The organism is Allobosea sp. FBZP-16 (genome assembly GCF_002831785.1).
Lineage (GTDB): Bacteria > Pseudomonadota > Alphaproteobacteria > Rhizobiales > Beijerinckiaceae > Allobosea > Allobosea lupini.
Genome location: NZ_LNCQ01000029.1, coordinates 162,435 through 183,846 on the forward strand (window position 1 = coordinate 162,435; position 21,412 = coordinate 183,846).

The window sequence follows — 21,412 nt, forward strand, 5'->3', positions numbered from 1 at the left end:
GCGGCCTGTCACCCGGGCTGCATGTAGCCCGCAGCGTCCGCAGCCTGCGCCTCGCGGACCAGTATCCGATAGCTTTCCGCCTCGACCACCTGGAAGCCCGTCAGCCGCAGATGCGCCAGGATTTCGCGTCCGGCCGGATCGTCGGCGATGGCCAGCAGGGCCTGCTGCAAGCTCGCGACCACCTCGTTCTCGACCGCTTGCGAGGCGACCAGCAGCGGCATCGGCCTGGGTGTCGTCGTCGCAACGATGCGCAGGCGTGCCGCCGTCTCGGGTTCGGCCACCAGCAACAGATCGTAGAAATAGGAATCGAGTGGGCCGATATCGATCCGCTCAGCGAGCAACGCCTCCACGACGCGATGCGGCGTCAGCAGCGGGCCGATGCTCTCACCATAAAGCAGTCCGCGTTCACGCCAATCGCCTAGCAGATGCGTCCGGATGGCGTTGAAGCCCGATTGCGAATGCGCCACCGTCCAGCCGATGCGGTGGCCGAAACTGTCCTGCAGGGTCGCTATGTCGCTGCTGGCCCTGACGACCAGATGCGTCGCGTAAAACGGCATGCCATCGCCGGAGACCGGAACGGGTGCGGCGACCGGCCTCACGCTGAAAGGACCGCTTGCAAACGGGTAACCGCACATGAAGGTGAGGCCCAGATCGTCGCGTCGCCAGAGATCTTCGAGCGGCGCCGGTGCGGCATGGGCGATGATGTCGAGCGGAACGCCGCTCAGCGCCGCGATCCGGGAAAACAGGGCTGACCACGCGGCGCTCGTCGCAGCATCGACGGCATACATGCGCGCGCTAGCAACGAGGTTCACGCGTAGCGCAGCCGCTGGCCGAGGCCCATGGTCTTCGCCTTCTCCAGCATGAAATGGCCCAGCGCGATATCCGAGAGCGAGAGGCCGCGATGCCAGAACAGGATCGTCTCATCCTCTCGCTCGCGGCCGGGTTTCAAGCCCGCGACGATTTCGCCCATCTCGGCGTGCATGGTTTCCTCCGAGAGCTTTCCGGCCTCGACATGGGCGCGCAGCGATCCGAAAGGGCCGCTCTTGCACTGGCCCCAGTCATCGACCACGAGCTTGCTCATGATGTCGGTCAGCGACAGCTCGACCGCGCTCATCGTGCCATAAGGCACGACGAAGGCGCCCGGCTTGATCCAGTTCGTCTTCAGCATCGGGGCCGGCTCGCTCAAGCGCGAGGCCTCGACGACGATGTCTGCGCCCTCGACGCAACTCTGCCAGTCCTCGGTCACGACGATCTTCTTGCCGAGATCGGCGGAGAGCTTCGCGCCAAAGGCCTCGCGGCTTTCGGGCCGGCGTGAATGCACCCGGATCTCATCGAAATCGAACAGAGAATCGAGCAGGCGGACATTCCAGTAGGCCGTGCCGCGCGCGCCGATATGGCCGAGCACCCTGGAGTTCTTGGACGCGAGATATTTCGCGCCGATCGCGGTGATCGCGCCGGTACGCATATCGGTGAGGTGGCTGCCATCGACGATGGCTGTCGGGACACCGGTCATCGGGTCCATCAGCAGAAGCAGGCCCATCTCGGAGGGCAGGCCAAGCTTGTAGTTGTCGACAAAGTCGCCGATGACCTTGACGCCAGCCCGCTCGATCGGCGCTCGAAAGGCGCCGCGCAGCACGTTGAAATGGCCGTCGGCGCCGGCCTTCGGCATCAAGTGCACACGCGGTTCGATCTCGGTCTGCTTGCGGCCTTGCGCGGAAAGTCCGGCCTCGACGGCGGCGATGATCTCGGCGTCGGTCAGCGCCAGAGCTTCGACGTCCAGCGCATTCAGATAATCGATATAGAGCGGAGCATGGGTCATCCGGTCGTGGCTCCGGCTTCTGGGCCTCAGCGTCTGAGTATACCAACCTGATACCCGTTATCGCGTGCTGCCAGCAAGCTCTCGGCGAGCCGAGAATTAGCGCCCAAGTCGTCATTGGACCAGTTCTGGCGGTCGTTGCCGTCCACCGAATTGCAATGCTTGAGACTGCGGGCTTTTTCATTCTCTCTTGGATGGCCCGATCCCGCCATTAACGGACGTTGGGACCTTGCCTGAAGGCTGACGTTCCGGATTTGAAGGAGCCGGGAGACCGGTCGCTAACGATGGAACAAGCCATCAAACAAGCGGCGCAGGTCCTCTGACGGGTCCATCTGAAGCTGCGCGCTGCCGCCAAGGCCGAAGACCTGCGTCGCTCGCCTCTCGGCATCGTATTGCGTCCAGGGAGCGGATCCGGTCCGGACGAAGGTCGCCACGGCGTCGTGCATATTGCTGCCGCCGAGTGCGGTTGGCGTGCCATACGGCCCCGGCTGGTTCCAGATGAGGCCGAGATCGGCGACATGAGGCGCGAGGCCGGCGAAAGGGCCGGTGGCAAGGGGGCGGTCATTGCGGTAGACCCAGCTCGGCCCTCCGGCCGCGGCATGAGCTTCGGCCAATCGGATCGAGGGCCATTCGTATTCCTCCGCCGTCAGCAGCCGCTGGCGGCGAGTGTCTGCAGGCAGGGCAGGCCAGACGCGCAAGGCACGCGCTTCCGCTTCCGCCATGAGGCTGGGCAGCAGATGCGTCAGCTGTCGGGCGTCCCAGTCTTGCGGCGCTATCGCGCTTCCGCCCTGGAGGCTGCCGAAAAAGGCGGCCATCTCATCGCGGGCGGTGCCGATCAGCAGCGGAACCGGCTGGCGGGGTAGCAGTCCCTGCGGCGTCTCGGGCAGGAATGCGCCGTCCAGCACGGCCCGAAAAGGCTGCCGCCGCACCTCTTCGCCGCGCAGCTGCGCCTGCAGGGCGATGAGGTCGGCAACCGGCATCGTCAGGAGACGCTGTCGGTCGCCGCCCGCGAGCGCCAGGGCGCGCCCGGCGACCGCGTCCGCATCATCCAGCGCATGGATCGTGTCGCCGCCGCCGGAGCTCGAAAACGCCGCATGGAAAAGGCCTGTCGCCGACGGCGCAGCCAGAAGCGCGGCGACATTCTTTGCCCCGGCCGACTCGCCGCCGATCGTGACCCGACCGGGATCGCCGCCAAAGGCAGCGATCGCCTGCCGAACCCAGCACAGCGCCGCCACGACGTCGCGCAACGCGTTGTTGCCGCTGCCGCGGAAACGCTCGCCGAAGATGCGCCCGCCTTCGAGAAACCCGAGCAGCCCGAGCCGATGGCCGACCGTAACGCATGTGATGCCGGCACGCGCGAAGGCTGCGCCGTCATAGACCGGGCGGCTGGTGCCGCCGACGATCTGGCTGCCGCCATGGAGCCAGACGAGCACCGGATGAGGTCCGGCTGCCGCCGGCGTCCACACGTTGAGGTACAGACAATCCTCGCTTGCCGAGACCCGCGGCATGGCGTCGGGATCACCGGCATAGAAGCCCGGATCAGCCGGTTGCGGCGCGACCGGCGCAAAACCCAGCGCCTCGCGCGTTCCAACCCATGGCGGTAGCGGCTGTGGCGGGCGGAAGCGCAGCGCGCCGACCGGCGGGGCGGCGTAGGGAACGCCCTTGAAGCACAGGAGGTCGCCCATGCGCATACCACGCAGCCGCCCAAAAGGCGTGTCCACGATGATGGGCTCGTTCAGCGCCGCGTTGCGGGACGCATTGTGGAACATCAGGTACGGTCTCGAGGATAACGGGTCCGGCTCCGGTCGGAGCGCCCGCGATCGCGTCGGCTACGCGGGCAGAGCCGGGAGCGGCGGCACGTGCAGCCGTCGCTCAGTCACCGGCGTGTGATGTTCCAATAGACGGGCGCCGGGGGCGTGAGCAGCCCGGTCAGGTTCGCCCGATGGGCGCGGATCTGGTACTGCACGCCGATCGGCACATAAGGCACGGTCTCCGCGGCGCGGGCCTGGATCTTCGCTGCAAGCGCCTGCCGTTGCTCCTTGTCGGAAAGGTCGGCGAAGGCTGTGCGCATCGTCTCGATCTCCGCATCGCAGGGCCAGCCGAACCAGGCCTTCTCGCAATTCGAGCGCAGGCCGAGATGGCTTACCGGCTCCATCATGTCGAGGCCGCCGGGGCCCGAGATGAAGATGGACCAGCCACCCTTGCCGACCGGCTCTTTGCTGGCCCGACGGGCGACGACCGTTGCCCAGTCCATCGCCTGCAGATCGGTCTTGAAGCCGATGCTCTTCAGCAGTTCGTCGGCGACCGTCGTGAAGGCATGGATGTTGGGGTTCTCGGCAGCATCGAGCAGCACCACCGGCGTTCCGTCATAGCCGGCTTCCCTTACGAGTGCCTTGGCTTTGGCGAGGTCGAATTTGGGGAATCCGGCCTCGGTGAAATAGGGCGACGAGCAGACATAGAAGGAGCGGCATGGTCTGCCGAGGTCTGGATCATCGATAACGGCGGCGAGGAAATCCGCACCGTCCACAGCGTGGAGCAGGGCCTGCCGCAGCTTCGGGTTGTCGAACGGCGGCTGGATCGAGTTGATCCGGATCTGCTGGGCCACGCCGATCTCGTCCTGGCGTGCGAGCACGATCTCCTTCGACTTCCTGGCGAGAGGGATGAGATCGCCGGACAGCTCCTCGCTGATGTCGATCTCGCCCTTCATCAGCGCGTTGAGCGCCGTCTGCTGGTCCGGAATGATCAGCCATTCGACGCGGTCGACCTTGGCGACCTTGCCGCCAGAGAATCCGGCGGGCGCCTCGGCGCGCGGGACATAGGCGGGGTTCTTGGTGAAAACCAGTCGCGCGCCTGCCATCCATTCGTCCTTCTTGAAGACGAAGGGTCCGGAGCCGGTGTGGTCGGTGACAGGCTGGTTGGGTGGCGTTGTCGAGGCGATGCGTGCGGGCATGATGAACGGCACCGGAGCGCCAGGCTTGCCGAGAGCATCGAGCACCATTCCCCAAGGCGATGTCAGCGTCAGGCGGAACGTCCTGGCATCCACCGCCTGCCAGGCGGCGCCGCGCTGGTTGAGTTGCTGTCCAAGGCTGTCATTGACGCTCCAGCGCTTCAGCGAGGCGATCACGTCGTCCGCCGTCAGGGGCTGGCCGTCGCTGAAGGTGAGCCCGCCGCGAAGCACGAAGGTCCAGACCTTGCCGTCCGCCGACGTCTCCCAGGCCTCGACCATCTGCGGCTTGATCGCCAGTTTGTCGTCGACCGCGAACAGCGTGTCGTAGATCATGTAGCCGAAATTGCGGGCCATCGAATCCGAGCCGAGCATCGGATCCAGAATCTTGACGTCCCCAGACGGCTTGACCTTGAGCACGCTCTCGGCTTTGACCGGCCCGGCGGCGACGAGCATGGCACCACCCAGAAGCGCTGCCGCAATTGCTCTGATATCCATGATTCCTCCCCTTTATCGTTGGGCTGGGTTGTCTGTGACGATGTCGGCGGCCAGCTCCTCTGCTCGCATCGCACCCCGTTGCAGGTAGGCGTAGGTGGCGAGCGCCAGGCCGGCGGCGGGTTCTCGTCCCAATTCCGCGTTTGAGAAGGCGAGGTTCACCGTCGTCGCCCCGCCGAACAGGCTGGCGTCGATCCCGCCGAGCACCGCGCCATGCGCCTGATCGCCGAGCTCGGCCGGCCAGCCGGCCACCACCACGCGCCGGACCGGCGTGAAGTTCAGGGCATTGCCAAGCGCGTGCCCCAATCTGACCAGGCGTGTCGCGAGGTCGCCACGGCCGCGCGCCGACAGCTTGAGCCGGCCCGCCTGCCGCCCGCCCATCGACAGCAGATCCTGCTCGCGTACGCCGATGGCCTGCGCGACGGCCGCCGTCGAGACATAGGCCTCGAGGCAACCCGAATGGCCGCACCGGCAGCGAGGCCCGCGCGGATCAAGCACCATATGGCCGATCTCGCAGGGCGAGACGTCGCCGCTCGCGGCGAAGTCGTCAATCAGAGCCGCGGCAACGCCGTGACCGACGAAGACGTAGAGATAGGGGCCATCGGCAAGGGCGACGCCCAGTTTCAGCTGGTGGGCGACGGCGCGAGTCATGATCGAATTGGCGGCGAGCAGCGCAACGCCCGGCTGTGCCGTCTGGATATCCGCGAGGATGTTCGCCGGATCAATGGCGATGATCGGGTTGATCCGGAGATCCTCGTGATAGCCCGGGATCGATACCGCAATCTGGCGAAGCTGAATCCCAGCCCGATGAACATAGTCAGTGAGTTGGTGCAGGGCGCGGCGATAGGTAGCCCTGACGGTTTCGAGGTCGGCATCGTCGCGCAGATCCAACCATTCGGAGAAACGGATCTCGCCGGTCAGCGATCCGACGCCGACATGCACCCGGCCGCTGGAAAACTCGACCGCGCCGACATGGCGATCTTTGCTAAGAGTTAGAAATGCGCTCGGTCCGCCTTGATAGGGCGCCGTAAGTCTCGTCTCCTGGATCAGATTCTCGGCTTTCAGGTCCGCGACGATACGCGAGATGCTCGCATCCGTAAGGCCCGTTTTGCTGGACAAAGCCGGACGAAATGAGCCGCCGGTGCACCAGAGATGGCGCAGGATCGCTGATCGCGTCTCCCGCCGACTTCTTGGTGCTCCCACGTCCCCGCCCTCCTATTTTTACTTTATGTAATAATCCTGACCCGAGGCGGCAGGCCTGTCAACATGTCAGACGGTGTCCGCCATCGCCCTGTCAGTTCAGAGCAATCGCCAAAGGCTCGGGAATAGCTTGGTCAGCCGCGCTGGTTGGTCCCGGTTGCACCAAACGCGCCGATAACTCGTCCGGGCAAGTTGCCAGCGTCTACGGGCTTTCCATCTCAGCGTGACCGAGGCGCATCGCCATCGACCGGGCTCGTCCCCCCGGCGCCAGAAGCCGACTCTGGTCGATGGCCAGGAAGCAGACATGGCGATGATGGGATGAACAGCGGTCTTGGCGCTCAGCCAAGTTCAAGGGCCCGAAGACCGCAAAGGCCATTGCGGCCGTCTGATTCAGCAGCGGCACGGTTGATGCTTGCCGGATCCTGCATAACGGTGCCGACATATCGCAGATCTCGCTCGTTCCGGCGGCCGCGTTCGTCCGAGGTCTTCGGTGCGCATGACAGTGTTGGGGCGACGGAGCGGCGTTTGAACGATCTGAAATGCCTGGAGACCTTCGTGTGGGTGGCGCGGCTGGGCGGATTCCGGGCCGCCGCCGCCCAACTCAACACGACGCAGCCCTCAATCTCCGCCCGCATCGACCAGCTCGAGCAGCATTTCGGCGTGACGCTGTTTGGCCCGCCTCTGAAGCGCAGCACGCTGACCCGCGAAGGCACCGTCCTTCTCGAATACGCCGAGCGTATCCTCGCGACGATGACGGAGGCGCGCACCGTCGTCTCGCGGGCCGATGCGGTGCGCGGCGTGCTGCGGCTCGGCGTGGCCGAGACGCTGGTGCACAGCCTGATGCCGCGGCTGATCGAGGTCATCAACACCAGCTATCCCGACCTCGTGGTCGACATGATCGTCGATACGACGAACGTCCTGACCGAGCATCTGCTGCGGGGGCAGATCGATGTCGGCATGCAGGTTGGCCCTGTCGCCGATCCGCGCGCGGTCAATCAGCGCCTGTGTCACCTGCCGCTCGGCTGGGTTGCGAGCCCGGAGCTGCCGCTGGGCGATGAGCCGCTGACGCTGGCTCGGCTGGCACAGTGGCCAATCATCAGCTTCTCTCATGGCAGCCCGCTGGCGGAGGAGATCAAGCGCGCGCTCGGGGGAGAGGGGCGCGAGCAAGTCCGCCTCTGGGGCAGCGCCTCGCTGACGATCATGACCCGCATGGCCCTCGACGGTATGGGAAGCTGCATCCTACCGCTGGCGCTCGTGCGGGAGGATCTAGCTTGCGGGCGCCTGCGGCGGCTTTCGGTCGAAGGGGTGACGTTGCCCCCCAACGGCTTCCAGATCTCATATCTGCGAAAATCGAACAATTTCCTCGCGGCGCTGGTCGCGCGCCATGCCTGCCAAATCGGCAGGGTGCTCGAACACGAGGCGCGGCCCGATCAGGAATCCCGATCGGCCCGATCCAAAAACACAATTCGACAGCGGGCGCCCGATCGCCTTGAATTTCAGCCCTGAAGGCCGGCGGCCAAAGGCCTGTCGCAGGAAAAGACGTCAGAAGGAGTGTCGAGAAACGATAGAAGCCGTCGATCACGGCGGACGGAGGAAACAGCCGCAACGCGAGGGCCACCAAGGGGAACACGAACAACCGAGGCTCAAAGCGATGATCAAGTGCATTACGGCCGGCACGGCGCTGCTTGCAGCACTGGCCGCATCCGGTGTCGCGTCCGCGCAGGCGCCGATCCCGAAGCAGACCATCTCGGCGGTGACGCAGCCGCTGCCGACCAGCGCCCAGTTCACGCTCGTCGACGTTCCGTTTCTCCGCGAGGGCCTGCCGAAAGCGTCCAACGGGCAGATCACCGTCCAGCTCAGCTCCCACAGCGAGCGCAATCTCGGCGGCAACGAGATCGTCCGCCTCGTCCGCTCCGGTCAGGTCGATATCGGCGCGGGCACGCTCTCGACATTGTCGGGCGACGTACCGCTGCTAGACGGCATCGACCTTTCGGGCCTGAGCCCCGACATCGGCATGGCCCGCAAGATCGCCGATGCAATGTTGCCCGTCGCTAACAAGGAACTCGAGCGCTTCAACACCCGCCTCGTCGTCACCTATCCGTTCCCGGCGCAGGTGCTGTTCTGCCGCCAGCCCTTCGCCAGCCTGTCCGATCTCAAGGGCCGCAAGATCCGCACCTTCGGCAACTCGCTGGTCGATCTCGTCCAGACCATCGGCGGCCAGCCGGTCTCGATCGGCTTCCCGGAGGTCTACAGCGCCTTGGAACGCGGTGTCGTCGACTGTGCCGTCACCGGCACGGGTTCGGGCGCGGCAGCGCGCTGGCCGGAAGTGGCGAGCCACATCTCCGACCTGCCGCTCTCCTGGGCGGTCGCCGGCTACATGGTCAACCTCGCCTGGTGGAACAAGCTCGATGCCGGCACCAAGGGCCTGCTGGAGAAGACCTTCGCCGACATGACCGATGCGCTTTGGAAGCTCGGCGACGCTGCAACGCGCGATGGCATCGACTGCAATATCGGGGCAAAGGACGCCTGCAAGATCCACTCGCTCGCCGCCAAGCCGATGACCGAGGTCAAAGCGACCGAGGCCGACAAGGCGCTGGTGCGGCAGATCATGCAGAGCACGGTGCTGCCTGGCTTCGTCAAGCGCTGCGGCGCGCGTTGCGGCACGGTCTACAACGACGTCATCGCCCCGATCTCCAAGGTGGAGTTCAAGCCTTGAGCCCTGTGGCCGGGGCCGACGCCCCGGCTGCGCTGCGGATCGCCCGGACACTGCGCCGGATGATCGAGGGGGCAGCCAGCTGGATGGCCTATGCGGCGGGCTGGAACTACGTGCTCTGCGCGCTCTTCATCACCACCGACATCGTCGGCCGCTCCTTCTTCGGTGTGTCCAGCGCCGCCACCGTCGAGATCAGCGGCTACATGCTCGCCTGCGGCATCTCCTGGTCGCTGGCGCATACGCTGGCGGAGCGGGCGCATATCAGGGTCGACGTGCTGATCAACCGGATGCCGGTGAAGATCCGCGCGTTCCTGCATCTCTTCGCGCTCGTTCTGCTCGGACTTTTCGCCGCCTTTCTCGCCTGGGCAGGGTGGCAGCTTCTGGATGAATCCGTGATGTTCGACGCCCATGACAACAGCGCCCTGCACATTCCGATGGCATGGCCGCAGGGCATATGGGCTTTCGGGCTCGGTGCCTTCCTGGTGATGATCGCGACCCTGCTGCTGGAAGCCTTGCTCGGGCTGTTCTGCGGTCGCTATGACGAGATCGCCGCGCTGCTCGGCTCGCGCAGCATCGACGACGAGGCCGAGGAAGCGCTCGAAGCCGTCGCCATGGCGCGCCGGGAGACCGGCGCATGATCGCGGTCGCCTTCCTCCTCGTCATGATGGGCGTCGTGGTCTTCGCGGCCGGAGCCCAGGCGCTCCCCGTCGCGGAAATCCTGGCGCTCGTCGCGATCTTTGCCGTGTTCTTCGGCGCGGGCGTGCATGTCGCGGCCGTGCTCGGCATCCTCGCCTTGCTCACCGGCTTCATGTTCTCGGACAGGCCGTTCTGGGCCTTCGCCGGCCAGACTTTCTGGGGACCGTCCAGCAATTTCGTGCTGATCGCGGTGCCACTCTTCCTGCTGATGGGCGAGATCCTGCTGCGGGCGGGCCTGTCCGAGCGCCTCTACAAGGCGCTCAACGTCTGGCTGAACCGGATGCCGGGCGGGCTGCTACACACCAACATCGCCTCCTGCGCGCTGTTCTCCGCGATCTCCGGCTCGTCGGTCGCCACCGCCGCGACGATGGGATCGGTCGCGCTGCCCTATTTCGAGGGCACGAAATACAACCAGCGCATGGTGCTAGGTTCGCTCGCCGCCGGCGGCGCCATGGGCAATCTGATTCCGCCGGGCATCACCTTCATCGTCTACGGCCTGATCACCGAGACGTCTGTCGGCGCGCTCTATATCGCAGCGATCATTCCCAGCGTCATCGTCACGGCCTTCTTCATCGCGATCATCGTGGCGCATGGCCTGCGCCATCCGATGGAGAAGCCTCCGCCGGTCCCGTTGATGACCAAGATCAGGGCGCTGTGGGATCTCGTGCCGACGCTCGTCCTGATCGTGCTCGTGCTCGGTTCGATCTATGCCGGCTTCGCCACGCCCACGGAGGCCGCCGCGCTCGGCGTCGTCGGGTCCGCCGTCTTCGCGGTGATCGAGCGTCGCTTCTCCCTCGCCATGCTGCACGCCTCGGCCCTGACGACGGCGCGCAACACGGCGCTGCTCGGCCTCATCATCATGGGCGCCTATCTGCTCAACTACGTGCTGACGCTGATCAACGTGCCGCAGGCGGTCGCCGAGATGATCGCGCATCTGCCGATCCCGCCCTGGGCGATCATGCTCGCGATCATCGGCATGTATTTCGCGCTCGGCACCTTCATGGAAGGCTTCTCCATGATCATCACGACGGTGCCGGTGGTTTTCCCCATCGTCGTCGGGCTCGGCTACGATCCGATCTGGTTCGGCGTGATCGTCACCATGCTGGTCGAGATCGCGCAGATCAGCCCGCCGGACGGCACTGTGATGTATGTCCTCCAGGGCATGCGACCCAAAGGCGGGCCGATCACCGACGTCTTCGCCGGCGTGATGCCCTTCCTCTTCGCCTATCTCCTGGCGGTCGGCGTGCTGCTGCTCTGGCCGGAGACGGCACTGTGGCTGCCGGCCCTGATGCGCTGAGCCCGCGAACTTCATCACATTTCCCACCTTCGAGACGACGACCGGAGCTTTCGTGACTTCCGTTCCTTTCATCCGCATCGGCATCGACATCGGCGGCACCTTCACCGATCTCCAGATCCTGAACGAAGAGACCCAAGGCCTCTCCAGCCTCAAGACCCCGACCACGCCCGAGGATCCCTCGATCGGCCTGCTGACGGGCCTGCGCGAGGCCGGGGAGCGCTACGGCTTCGCGCTGGCCGATATCCGCATCCTCCTGCACGGCACCACGATCGCGACCAATGCGGTGCTGGAGCGCAAGCTGGCGAAGGGCGTTCTGCTGACCACGGCCGGCTTCGAGGACGTGCTGGAGATCGGCCGACACAATCGCCGCGACATCTACAGCGCCCGCCAGAAGCGGCAGGCTCCGCTGGTCGGCCGCGAACGGCGCTTCGGCGTCGTCGAGCGCATGCGCGCCGATGGCAGCGTCGAGACGCCGCTCGATGTTGCGGCGCTGGAGCCGCTGGCGGAGAAGGTCGCGGCAGCTGCCCCCGGCGCCATCGCCGTTTCGCTGCTCAACGCCTATCGCAGCGACCGGCACGAGAAGGCGCTGGCCGAATGGCTGGGCCAGCGCTTTCCCGACATCCCGATCTCGCTCTCATCCGATATCAGCCCCGAGATCCGCGAATTCGAGCGGACCTCGACAACCGTTCTCAACGCCCTGCTGCTGCCCGTGGTCGGCACCTATCTCGAGCGGTTGAGGACGCGCCTGGCCGAGGCCGGCGTCGCCGCGCGATTGCTGCTCGTCCAGTCCAATGGCGGCGTCTGCAGCGCCGAGGTGGCGAAGCGGCAGCCGGCGCGGCTACTGCTCTCCGGTCCGTCGGGCGGAGCGCTCGCGACTCTGCGCATGGCGCAGGCGCTGGCGCGGCCGAACCTGCTCGGCGTCGACATGGGCGGCACCAGCTTCGACGTCTGCGTGGTGCGCGAGGGGACAGTCACGCAGATGACCCAGGGCGAGATCGACGAACTGCCGGTGCGCCTGCCGATGATCGAGATCCGCACCATTGGCTCGGGCGGCGGTTCGATCGCCTCGATCGACGAGGCCCGGCGCCTGCGCGTCGGCCCGCGCAGCGCCGGCTCGCGGCCGGGGCCGGTCTGCTACGGGCGCGGCGGCACCGAGCCGACCGTCACCGACGCCAATCTGGTCATGGGCCGGCTCGACCCGCGCTATTTTCTCGGCGGCGCGATGAAGCTCGATCTCGACGCCTCGCGCGCGGCCATCCTCGGAAAAGTCGGCGCGCCGCTGGGTTTGTCCATGGAAGCAGCGGTCGACGGCATGATGACCGTGACCAATACGAGCCTCGCCGCCGCCGCGCGCTTGAGCCTGTTCGAGAAGGGCCTCGACCCGCGCGACTTCAGCCTCGTCTCCTTCGGCGGGGCGGGCGGACTTCACGCCATCCCCGTCGCGGAGGAACTCGGCGTGTCGGAGGTGATCTTCCCTGCCGACGCCTCGACTTTCTCGGCCTACGGCATCCTGCATTCCGACATCGTCCACGATCTCGCCCGCAGCAGAGTGATGCCGACGACCGATGCCAACCTGCCGCATGTCAGGACGATGCTCGCGGAGCTGATGGCGCAGGGCGCTGCGCTGCTGGACGAGGACGGCGTGCCGGCTTCCAGCCGGCGCTACCTCGTCTCGGCCGATTTGCGCTATCGCGGCCAAGCCTCGGAGCTCGTGGTGCCCTGGACCGAGGCGAGCGCGACGCCGGAGGCGCTTGCCCGCGTCGTGGCCGATTTCCACGCCGGCCACGCCCAGCGCTTCTCCTATTCCGATCCGAAGGCGGCGGTGGAGTTGGTGGCGCTGCGGCTCGCGGCGGTCGGCGTGCTGTCGACCGGCACCGCGACGGCCGCGGCGACGTCGGCCGGTGGCAAGAGCGAGCCGATGGAATCGCGGCCCGTCCTGCTCGACGGCGCCTTCGCGGAGGTGCCGGTCTATCGGCGCCCGGCGCTCGCCGGCGAGATCGCCGGGCCGGCGCTCGTCGAGGAGGAATACACCACGATCCTGCTCACCGCAGGCTGGGCCTGCGCGCCCGGCCCGATGGGCGCGCTGATCGCCCGCAAGATTTGAGCGAGACGAACCATGACCGCCATGACAAGAACCGCAGCAGCGAAGACCGATCTCGGCCCCGTCACGCTCGAAGTGCTACGCAACGCCTTCACAGCCACCGCCAACGAGATGGACGTCACGGTCTGGCGCACCAGCCGCTCGACTATCGTGCGCGAGATGCTCGACTATTCCACCGCCGTTTTCGACCGGGACGGCTACAATGTCGCGCAGTCGGCCCGCATTCCGGGGCACCTCAACTCGATGAGCGCTGGCCTGATCACCATCGTCCGTGACTTCCTGCCGCTCGACCAATGGCAGGAGGGCGACGTCGTCATCACCAACGACCCCTATTGCGGCGGTCAGCACATCCCCGACATCCTCGCCTACCGACCCGTCTATGCCGAGGGGCGGCGCATCGCGATCGTCGGCACGCTCTGCCACCATCTCGACATGGGCGGCATGGCGGCAGGCTCCTATGCCGCGAGTGCCACCGAAATTTTCCAGGAGGGCCTGCGCATCCCGCCGCTGAAGCTCTTGCGCGGCGGCGTGATGAACGACGACGTCCTGGCGATGATGCTGCAGAACGTGCGCCGGCCCGACATGCTGCTGGGCGATCTGCAGGCACAACTCGCCTCGCTCGCCGTCGGCCACGGCACGATGCAGCGTCTCGCGACGCGTTTCGGCGCGGATACCATCGTTGAGGCCTGCACGCGGCTGCTCGACGGCTCCGAGCGGGCGATGCGCGCGATGATCGGGCGGATTCCCGACGGGCGCTATTCCTTCGAGGATTTCCTCGACGACGACGGCATCCTGCCCGATCCGATCCGCATCCATGCGCAAATCGAGGTCAAGGGCGAGGAGATGGTCGTCGACCTCTCCGGCTGCGGCAAGCAGGCGTCGGGGCCGATCAACGCCACCGTCGCCTCTTCCGGCTCGGCGGTCTACTATGCGGTGATGGCGATCGCCGACAAGGAGATCCCTGCCAATGCCGGCTGCTACCGGCCGGTCTCGCTGATCGTGCCGGAAGGGCTGATCGTCAATCCGCGTCATCCTGCTCCGGTGGCGAACCGGGTCGCGGTCGGGCACCGGCTCGCCACCACCATGTTCGGCGCACTGCATCAGGCGGTGCCGGGCCGCGTGCCGGCGGCCTACTACGGCGTCTCCTATGTCTGCTCCTTCCAGACCATCGGCGAGCAGGGCGAGCGCGGCGTCCTTGTCGAGATCGAGATCGGCGGCACCGGCGCCTATGACGACCAGGACGGGCTCAACGCCTATTCCTACGGCATGCACAACAACGCCTCGATCCCGATCGAGATGATCGAGGCTGACGTGCCTTTGACGATCACCGCTTACGGTCTGATCGACGGCTCGGGCGGCGCCGGACGCCAGCGCGGTGGGCTCGGCCTGTTCCGCGAATGGCGCGTCGACAGTCCTGCGGCGGTGTTTACCGCCAATCTGGAACGCTTCAAGTTCAGGCCCTATGGGCTGGAAGGCGGCGAGCCCGGCCGCGAGGGACATCTCTACCTCATCCGCGACGGCGAGCGGCAGGCGCTCGGCTCCAAGATCAACAATCTGCCGCTGGTGAAGGGCGACATCATCCGGCTGGAAACCTCCGGCGGTGGCGGCTATGGCGCGGCGGAGGAGCGAGTGCCGTCAGCGGTCGACCACGACCGGCTCTGTCGCTACGCCTGCTGATCGCGAGTATCGAGCGCGAACGTCTCGGCAATTCTCCGGCGAGTTCTGGCCCGTATTTCATGCGGAAGGTCCGGCTCTCCTAAGGCGCTTGCCTCTTGGTCGGCCTGGCTTCATCCACTTCGCGCCATGTGTGGACGGCTCTCCGTTGGCAAGGGTTCAGTTGGATTGCGGCAATGCTGGTCGGTGCGGCAATGTGTTCGACCTGTCGATGTGGCACATCCGGTCGCAGTGCCGTTCCGCGCCTTCGGTCGCGCACGGCAATGGGGCTCACGCCACAGCTCCACCCTTCGGGGGACGCGGCGCGTAGTGGGCTGCCGCTACACTGCTCGGCCGGCCCGCGATTTCGAGCCTGCTCTCGCGCGGCCTGGCCTTCGCGATCACTCGCCCGCCCTTGAGGACTGCGAGCCGTGGCGGTCGCAGGCGAATGGCCTCGATCGGATCGCGCGCATCGAGCACCACGAGATCGGCCGGCTTGCCGACGGCGATACCGTAATCCGCCAACCCCATCGCGGCGGCGGCATTGACCGTTACCGCGTCGAAGCATTGCTTCATCGCGGCCAGTGAGGTCATCTGCCCGACATGCACCGCCATATGGGCGGCATCGAGCGGGTCGGCCGCGCCGAGGGAGTACCAGGGGTCCATTACGCAATCCATGCCGAAGGCGACGTTGACGCCGGCCGCCATCAATTCGGGTACGCGTGTGAGGCCTCGGCGTTTGGGGTAGGTGTCGTGCCGGCCCTGGATGCAGATGTTGATAAGCGGGTTGGCGATGGCGTGAAGCTTCGCCTCTGCGATCAGCGGGATCAGTTTTGAGACGTAGTAGTTGTCCATCGAGTGCATCGAGGTCAGGTGCGAGCCGGCGACGCGACCCTGCAAGCCATGGCGCAACGTCTCCTGCACAAGCGTCTCGACATGGCGCGACATCGGATCGTCAGTCTCATCGCAATGCATGTCGACAGGCAGGCCGCGCTCGGCGGCGATGCGGCAAAGCTGGCGCACGGATTCTGCGCCATCGGCCATGCTGCGCTCGAAATGCGGGATGCCGCCGACGATGTCGACGCCGAGATCGAGCGCGCGCTTCAGATTGTCGACGGCGCCGGGGCTGCGCAGATAGCCATCCTGCGGGAAGGCGACGAGCTGCAGCGTGATATAGGGCGCTATGCGCTTCTTCACCTCCAGCAACGCCTCGACGGCCAGCAGCCGATCGTCGCAGATGTCGACATGGCTGCGGATGGCCAGCAGCCCCTGCGACGCTGCGAGGTCGCAATAGCGTAAGGCACGCTCGATCACAGCTTCATGGGTCAGCAGCGGTTTGAGCTCGCCCCACAGCGCGATGCCTTCCAGCAACGTGCCCGAGCGGTTCAGCCGCGGCAGGCCGAGCGAAAGCGTCGCATCCATATGGAAATGCGGGTCGACGAAGGGTGGGCTGACCAGCCGGTCGGTCGCATCGATGGTCTCGCGTGCCTCGATCGTGATGCGCTGCGCGATCTCTACGATAGTCCCATCCGCAATGGCGATGTCGACCGGTGCGCCGCCCTCGGGAAGATTGGCCTGGCGAATGAGCAAATCGGGTTGCATGGCAGGTCGTCGCTCGCGAAAGGATCAGCGTTCGCCCTTGATGTAGGGCTTCATCAGGGCGCGCGGATAGTCAGCCTTGCGCGCGACCAGGATCAAGGCCGTGATCGAGAGCAGATAGGGAAGCATCAGGAAGAGCTGGCTCGGTACCACGCCGCCGGCGAGCGTCTGGAGCCTGAGCTGATAGGCGTCGAAGGCGCCAAAGAGCAGCGCGCCGAGCAGCGCCTTGCCTGGCCGCCAGGAAGCAAAGACGGTGAGCGCGATGCAGACCCAGCCGCGCCCGTTGATCATGCCGAAGAAGAAGGCGTTGAACGCCGACATGGTCAGGAAGGCGCCGCCGATCGCCATCAGCGCCGAGCCTGCAGCCAGCGCGCCCATCCGCAGCCCGGCGACGGAAAGCCCTTGTGCGTCGACCGAAGCCGGATTGTCGCCGACGGCGCGGATCGCGAGACCGAGCGGCGTCTTCGCCAGCACGAAGGCGGTGAGGCCGACGGCCGCGAAGGCGAGCCATGTCAGCGCCGTCTGCTGCGACAGGGCAGGGCCGAGGATCGGCACGGAGTCGAGGAAGCCGAGGCCGAGCGGCTGGAAGGGTTCGATGCGCGGCGGCGTCGTCACGGCGGGAAAGGCGACGCGGTAGCCGAAATAGGCGGCGCTCGTCGCGAACAGCGTGATGCCGATGCCGGCGACGTGTTGCGAGAGGCCGAGGACCACGGTCAGGCAGCCATGCAGCAGGCCGAGGCACGCCCCTGCCATCGCCGCCACAGTGACGCCGAGCCAAAGCGGCAGGCCAAGATAGACCGAAAGCCAGCCCGCCATGGCCCCGGCGACGAAGATGCCCTCGATGCCGAGATTGAGCACGCCCGCCCGCTCGCAGATCAGCGCGCCGAGCACGCCGAAGATCAGCGGCGTCGCGATCCGGATCGCCGCCGCCCAGAAATTGGCCTGCAGCAGAATCTCGAATGCCTCGCTCATGCCGTCTCCACCCGGCGCAGCCGATAGCGCAGGAACAGCGAGCCGACGAGGACGCAGAGCAGCGAGAGCGCCACGACCAGATCGGCGAAATAGTTGGAGACGCCGAGGCTGCGGCTCATCGTGTCGGCGCCGACGAAGATGCCGGCGATGAAGACCGCGGCCGGGACCACGGCCAGCGGTTCCAGCGCCGCCAGCATGGCGACGACGATGCCGGCATAGCCGAAGCCGGGCGAGAGGTCGCTGGTCAGATAGCCTTTCAGCCCCGCCACCTCGCCGGCCCCGGCCAAGCCGGCGAGCGCGCCGGAGATGAAGCCGGTCTTGACCAGCGTCGCCGCGACCGGGATGCCGGCGAAGGCGGCGGCGCTGGCATTGCCGCCGACCGCCCGCATCTCGAAACCCAGCACCGTCGCACGCTCCAGGAAGGCGACGAGCAGGGCTGCGACGAGCGCGATGATCAGTCCAGCATGCAGCCGCATCTGCGCGACGAGCTTTGGCAAGGCCGCCTCGTCGACGATAGGCGCCGACTGCGGCCAGCCCATGCCCATCGGATCCTTGAGCGGTCCTTCGAGCATCATCTGCACGAAGAGCAGCACGACGAAGTTGAGGAGAAGGGTCGTCACCACCTCGTCGACCGAGAGCTTCGCCTTCAGCAGCGCCGGCCCGAGCATCAGGAGCCCGCCCGCCAGCGCTCCGGCCAGGCAGACCAGCGGCAGCATCAGCCAGGGCGGCCCCTCGATCGCCCCGGAACCGATGGCGACGGCCGCGAGCGCTCCGGCATAGAGCTGCCCCTCCGCCCCGATATTCCAGAGCCGAGAGCGAAAGGCGATGGCTGCGGCGAGCCCGGTGAGGATCAGCGGCGTCGCCCGCGTCAATGTCTCCGTGAGCGCGAAGACTGAACCTGCGGCGCCAGCGAGCAGCAGGCCGATGGCGCGGGAGGCCGGGGCGCCGGTCAGCGCCAGGATGACGAGCGACAGCAGCAGCGCGGACAGCGCCGAGGCAATTGGGATCGCGATCCTGAGCAGCAGGGAAGGCTGCGCGCGCGGCTCGAAGCGGATCATGCCGCGGCTCCGAAGGCGGAGAAGGCTTCGCCTGCCATGGCGAGCCCGATCTCGGCCGCGCTTAGCCGGTCGGCGTCGGCTGTGGGCGTCAGCCGTCCGCCATGGATCACCGCAATGCGATGGCTCAGCGCGAAAAGCTCGTCGAGATCCTCCGAGATCAGCAGCACGGCCGCACCGGCCTCCGCCGCCTCGCGCAGCCGGCGATGGACGCTGACCGTCGCGCCGATATCCAGGCCGCGCGTCGGCTGGTTGGCGAGGATGAGGCGGGGTCCGCCCGCCAGCGCCCGCGCCAGCAGCAGCTTCTGGATATTGCCGCCGGAGAGCAGCCGAAGCGGGGCATCCGGGCCGGGGCAGCGGATGTCGTAGGAGGCGATGGCGTCCTGCGCCGCCGCGCGGATCGCCTCCGGCCGCAACAGGCCGAGATGGCTGAACGGCCTTTCACCGCGCCGCTCGATCACGAGATTCTCCGCGACCGTCATGTCGCCGACCATGCCGTCGCGATGGCGGTCTTCGGCGAGCCGCCCGACGCCGTCGCGCCGCCGCTCGGCCGGGCTAGCACCGCCCTGCCGGCCCAGGACCGTCATGATGCCGCTGTCGGGTCCGAGCAGGCCCGCGACCAGCCCGGCGAGGCTCGACTGACCGTTGCCGGACACGCCGGCGATGCCGACGATCTCGCCCTGTCGCAAGATCAGCGTGGCCTCGATCAGCCGCGTGCGGCCGGCGCCCGCCGAGACGCGCTGGAGCTCCAGTGCGGCCGGGCCGGGTCGGGCGGGCGCCGGGCGCTCGACCTCGACCTCTTCCCCGACCATCAGCTGTGCGATCAGGGCACGATCGGCGCCCACGGTCGGCCGGTCGGCGACCTTGCGGCCGGCGCGCAGCACGACGAGCCGCTGCGACAGTGCGAGCACCTCGTCGAGCTTGTGACTGATGAACACGATGCCCAGCCCCTCGGCGGCCAAGGCCCGCAGCGCCGCGAAAAGGCCTTCGGCCTCCTGCGGGGTCAGCACGGCCGTGGGCTCGTCGAGCACGAGGATGCGGGTGCGGCGCGAGAGCGCCTTGAGGATTTCGATGCGCTGGCGTTCGCCGACGCCGAGCTCCGCGACGCGAAGGTCGAGCCGCACGACAAGTCCCGTGCGCGCCATCAGGGCCTCGATGGTGCGGCGCATGGCGCGCCGCCCGCGCGCCAGCCCAAACAGCGGTTCGAGCCCGAGCACGATGTTCTCGAACCCGGTCAGGTTCTCGGCCAGGGTGAAATGCTGGTGCACCATCCCGATGCCGGCGTTGAGCGCCGCTAGCGGCGAGCCCTGCGGCAGCGGCTGCAGCTCGCCTTCGGGGGAAGCGACCGAGACCTCCCCCTGGTCGGCCAGATAATGGCCTAAGAGGATGTTCATTAGCGTGGTCTTGCCCGCGCCGTTCTCGCCGAGCAACGCGACGATCTCGCCGCAGTGCAAAGTGAGATCGACCGCGTCGTTCGCCGTCAGCGCGCCGAAGCGCTTGGTGATGCCGCGCAGCGCCAGGACGGGCGCGAAGGCTGGCCCCTCGGCGCTCAAGCGGTCGACTTCGGCTCTGCGTCGTTGACGTTCACGCGGAAGGCGCCGTCCAGAATGTCCTTCTCCTTTGCCTTCACGACGTCGATGACGTCCTGGGGCACGAGCTTGGGATCGAGCGGGGACAGGCTCGCGCCGCCATGGGCCATGTAACTGTAGACGCCGTAATCGGCAGGCTCGTAGGCGCCGCTGGCGACGTTCTTGATGACCCGGTCGATCGTAGGCTCCATGTGCCAAAGCGCCGAGGCCAGGACCACGCCCGGATACTGGGAGGCCGTGTCGATGACATTGCCGATCGCCTTGACGCCGCGCTCCTTGGCGGCGTCCGTGACGCCGAAGCGCTCGGCGTAGAGAACGTCCGCCTTCTTGTCGATCATCGCGAAGGCGGCTTCCTTGGCCTTCGGCGGGTCGTACCAGGAGTTGATGAAGGTCACGAGGAACTTCGCCTGCGGATTGACCGAAAGCGCGCCTTCCATGAAGGCGTTCATAAGCCGGTTGACCTCCGGAATGGCATAGCCGCCGACGAGGCCGATGACGTTTGACTTGGTCGCCTTGCCTGCCACCATGCCGGTCAGGAACGAAGGTTCGTGGATGAAGTTGTCGAAGACCGAGAAATTCGGCTTTGAGGGCTGGAACGAGGAGCCCATCAGATAGGCGGCCTTGGGGAAGTCGGTCGCGACCTTGCGCGCCGCGCGCTCGACGCCGAAGACCTCGCCGACGACAAGGTCGGCGCCTTCGGTCGAATATTGGCGCATGACGCGCTCGTAGTCGGTATTGGCGACGTTCTCGGAGAATTTATAGGTGATGTCGCCGCGCTCCTTGGCAGCGTTTAGCGCTTTGTGGATGCGTGAGACCCATTGCTGCTCGACCGGGACCGTATAGATGGCGGCTACGCTCAACGGTCTCTTGCCCTGAGCGAAGCCGCCCTGCGCGAGCGCCGTCGAAGCGAGACCCACACCCAGTCCGAGCGCCCTGCGCCGGTTCACCATCAGCACCATCGATCTCCTCCCCGACAACATGTTCGTCATGAGCTTAGGCTTACGCGTAAGGCTGAGCAAAGGTTGTGCCAGCGCGGTCGGCAACCTGACTAGCTGCTCGGTCTCGGGACTGTCGACCGGTGATCGCCACGTTACCCCGGCGCCAGTTCCTTCACGAGCCGGTATGCCAGCTGCCGCTCCCATTTGCGCGCCAGGAACGCGACGATGGCCTCGCGCCCTGGGAAGAACTGCGAGCGGTTCCGCCAGATACTGTCAGACGTATAGGCGAGAGCGACGCGCTCCGGAGAACGAGCGTGAACGGCGGCAGCGGCGGCCGCTTGATC

Annotated in this window: 16 protein-coding genes and 1 pseudogene; 6 read left to right on the forward strand and 11 right to left on the reverse strand. The window is 66.7% G+C overall.

The window, feature by feature from the left end; genetic code table 11:
- Window positions 1–8 precede the first annotated feature (8 nt).
- The 5 genes from CXY91_RS15500 to CXY91_RS15520 all read right to left on the reverse strand — a co-directional run bounded on the left by CXY91_RS15500 (window position 9) and on the right by CXY91_RS15520 (window position 6,374).
- A complete protein-coding gene (locus tag CXY91_RS15500) occupies window positions 9–812 on the reverse strand; it encodes a phosphate/phosphite/phosphonate ABC transporter substrate-binding protein (RefSeq protein ID WP_158673432.1) in 804 nt (267 codons plus the stop codon).
- Entirely contained in the window at window positions 809–1,819 is a 1,011-nt protein-coding gene (locus CXY91_RS15505; protein WP_100962228.1) for an ornithine cyclodeaminase family protein, read from the reverse strand. The genes CXY91_RS15500 and CXY91_RS15505 overlap by 4 nt, the downstream gene beginning before the upstream one ends.
- A gap of 275 nt (window positions 1,820–2,094) precedes the next feature.
- The gene (locus CXY91_RS15510) at window positions 2,095–3,537 is read right to left on the reverse strand and encodes a carboxylesterase/lipase family protein (RefSeq protein WP_158673433.1); all 1,443 of its coding nucleotides are present in this window, start codon (window positions 3,535–3,537) and stop codon (window positions 2,095–2,097) included.
- A 155-nt stretch (window positions 3,538–3,692) separates the two neighbouring features.
- Window positions 3,693–5,258, reverse strand: coding sequence for an ABC transporter substrate-binding protein (locus tag CXY91_RS15515; RefSeq protein ID WP_100962230.1), 1,566 nt, complete (start codon window positions 5,256–5,258; stop codon window positions 3,693–3,695).
- 12 nt (window positions 5,259–5,270) lie between these two features.
- Window positions 5,271–6,374, reverse strand: a complete 1,104-nt coding sequence (locus CXY91_RS15520; RefSeq protein WP_158673434.1) for an ROK family protein — start codon at window positions 6,372–6,374, stop codon at window positions 5,271–5,273.
- Between the two features lie 606 nt (window positions 6,375–6,980).
- Between CXY91_RS15520 and CXY91_RS15530 the strand changes: the two genes are divergently transcribed.
- The 6 genes from CXY91_RS15530 (at window position 6,981) to CXY91_RS15555 (ending at window position 14,939) form a co-directional block, all read left to right on the forward strand.
- A complete protein-coding gene (locus CXY91_RS15530; RefSeq protein WP_158673435.1) occupies window positions 6,981–7,961 on the forward strand; it encodes a LysR family transcriptional regulator in 981 nt (326 codons plus the stop codon).
- Between the two features lie 145 nt (window positions 7,962–8,106).
- Entirely contained in the window at window positions 8,107–9,171 is a 1,065-nt protein-coding gene (locus CXY91_RS15535; protein WP_158673436.1) for a TRAP transporter substrate-binding protein, read from the forward strand.
- A 5-nt stretch (window positions 9,172–9,176) separates the two neighbouring features.
- Complete coding sequence (locus tag CXY91_RS15540; protein WP_100962233.1) at window positions 9,177–9,806, forward strand: TRAP transporter small permease subunit; 630 nt, start codon at window positions 9,177–9,179, stop codon at window positions 9,804–9,806.
- Window positions 9,803–11,161, forward strand: coding sequence for a TRAP transporter large permease (locus CXY91_RS15545; protein WP_100962234.1), 1,359 nt, complete (start codon window positions 9,803–9,805; stop codon window positions 11,159–11,161). Before CXY91_RS15540 ends, CXY91_RS15545 begins: the two co-directional genes overlap by 4 nt.
- Before the next feature lie 52 nt (window positions 11,162–11,213).
- Window positions 11,214–13,265, forward strand: a complete 2,052-nt coding sequence (locus CXY91_RS15550) for a hydantoinase/oxoprolinase family protein (protein ID WP_100962235.1) — start codon at window positions 11,214–11,216, stop codon at window positions 13,263–13,265.
- A 12-nt stretch (window positions 13,266–13,277) separates the two neighbouring features.
- On the forward strand, window positions 13,278–14,939 hold the full coding sequence (locus CXY91_RS15555; RefSeq protein WP_199777460.1) for a hydantoinase B/oxoprolinase family protein: 1,662 nt from the start codon (window positions 13,278–13,280) through the stop codon (window positions 14,937–14,939).
- A gap of 267 nt (window positions 14,940–15,206) precedes the next feature.
- Here CXY91_RS15555 and CXY91_RS15560 read toward each other — a convergent pair whose 3' ends face one another.
- The 6 genes and pseudogenes from CXY91_RS15560 to CXY91_RS15585 form a co-directional block, all read right to left on the reverse strand.
- The gene (locus CXY91_RS15560; RefSeq protein ID WP_100962236.1) at window positions 15,207–16,517 is read right to left on the reverse strand and encodes an amidohydrolase family protein; all 1,311 of its coding nucleotides are present in this window, start codon (window positions 16,515–16,517) and stop codon (window positions 15,207–15,209) included.
- A 24-nt stretch (window positions 16,518–16,541) separates the two neighbouring features.
- Window positions 16,542–17,486 (reverse strand): ABC transporter permease, encoded by a 945-nt coding sequence (locus CXY91_RS15565; RefSeq protein WP_100962237.1) that lies wholly within the window; start codon window positions 17,484–17,486, stop codon window positions 16,542–16,544.
- Complete coding sequence (locus tag CXY91_RS15570; protein WP_100962238.1) at window positions 17,483–18,544, reverse strand: ABC transporter permease; 1,062 nt, start codon at window positions 18,542–18,544, stop codon at window positions 17,483–17,485. The genes CXY91_RS15565 and CXY91_RS15570 overlap by 4 nt, the downstream gene beginning before the upstream one ends.
- A complete protein-coding gene (locus tag CXY91_RS15575; RefSeq protein ID WP_100962239.1) occupies window positions 18,541–20,094 on the reverse strand; it encodes an ABC transporter ATP-binding protein in 1,554 nt (517 codons plus the stop codon). The genes CXY91_RS15570 and CXY91_RS15575 overlap by 4 nt, the downstream gene beginning before the upstream one ends.
- Window positions 20,091–21,089: a BMP family protein gene (locus tag CXY91_RS15580; protein WP_100962240.1), complete on the reverse strand. Its 999-nt coding sequence runs from the start codon at window positions 21,087–21,089 to the stop codon at window positions 20,091–20,093. The genes CXY91_RS15575 and CXY91_RS15580 overlap by 4 nt, the downstream gene beginning before the upstream one ends.
- A 143-nt stretch (window positions 21,090–21,232) precedes the next feature.
- Window positions 21,233–21,412: pseudogene (locus tag CXY91_RS15585) on the reverse strand (DUF1348 family protein); the annotation flags it as partial.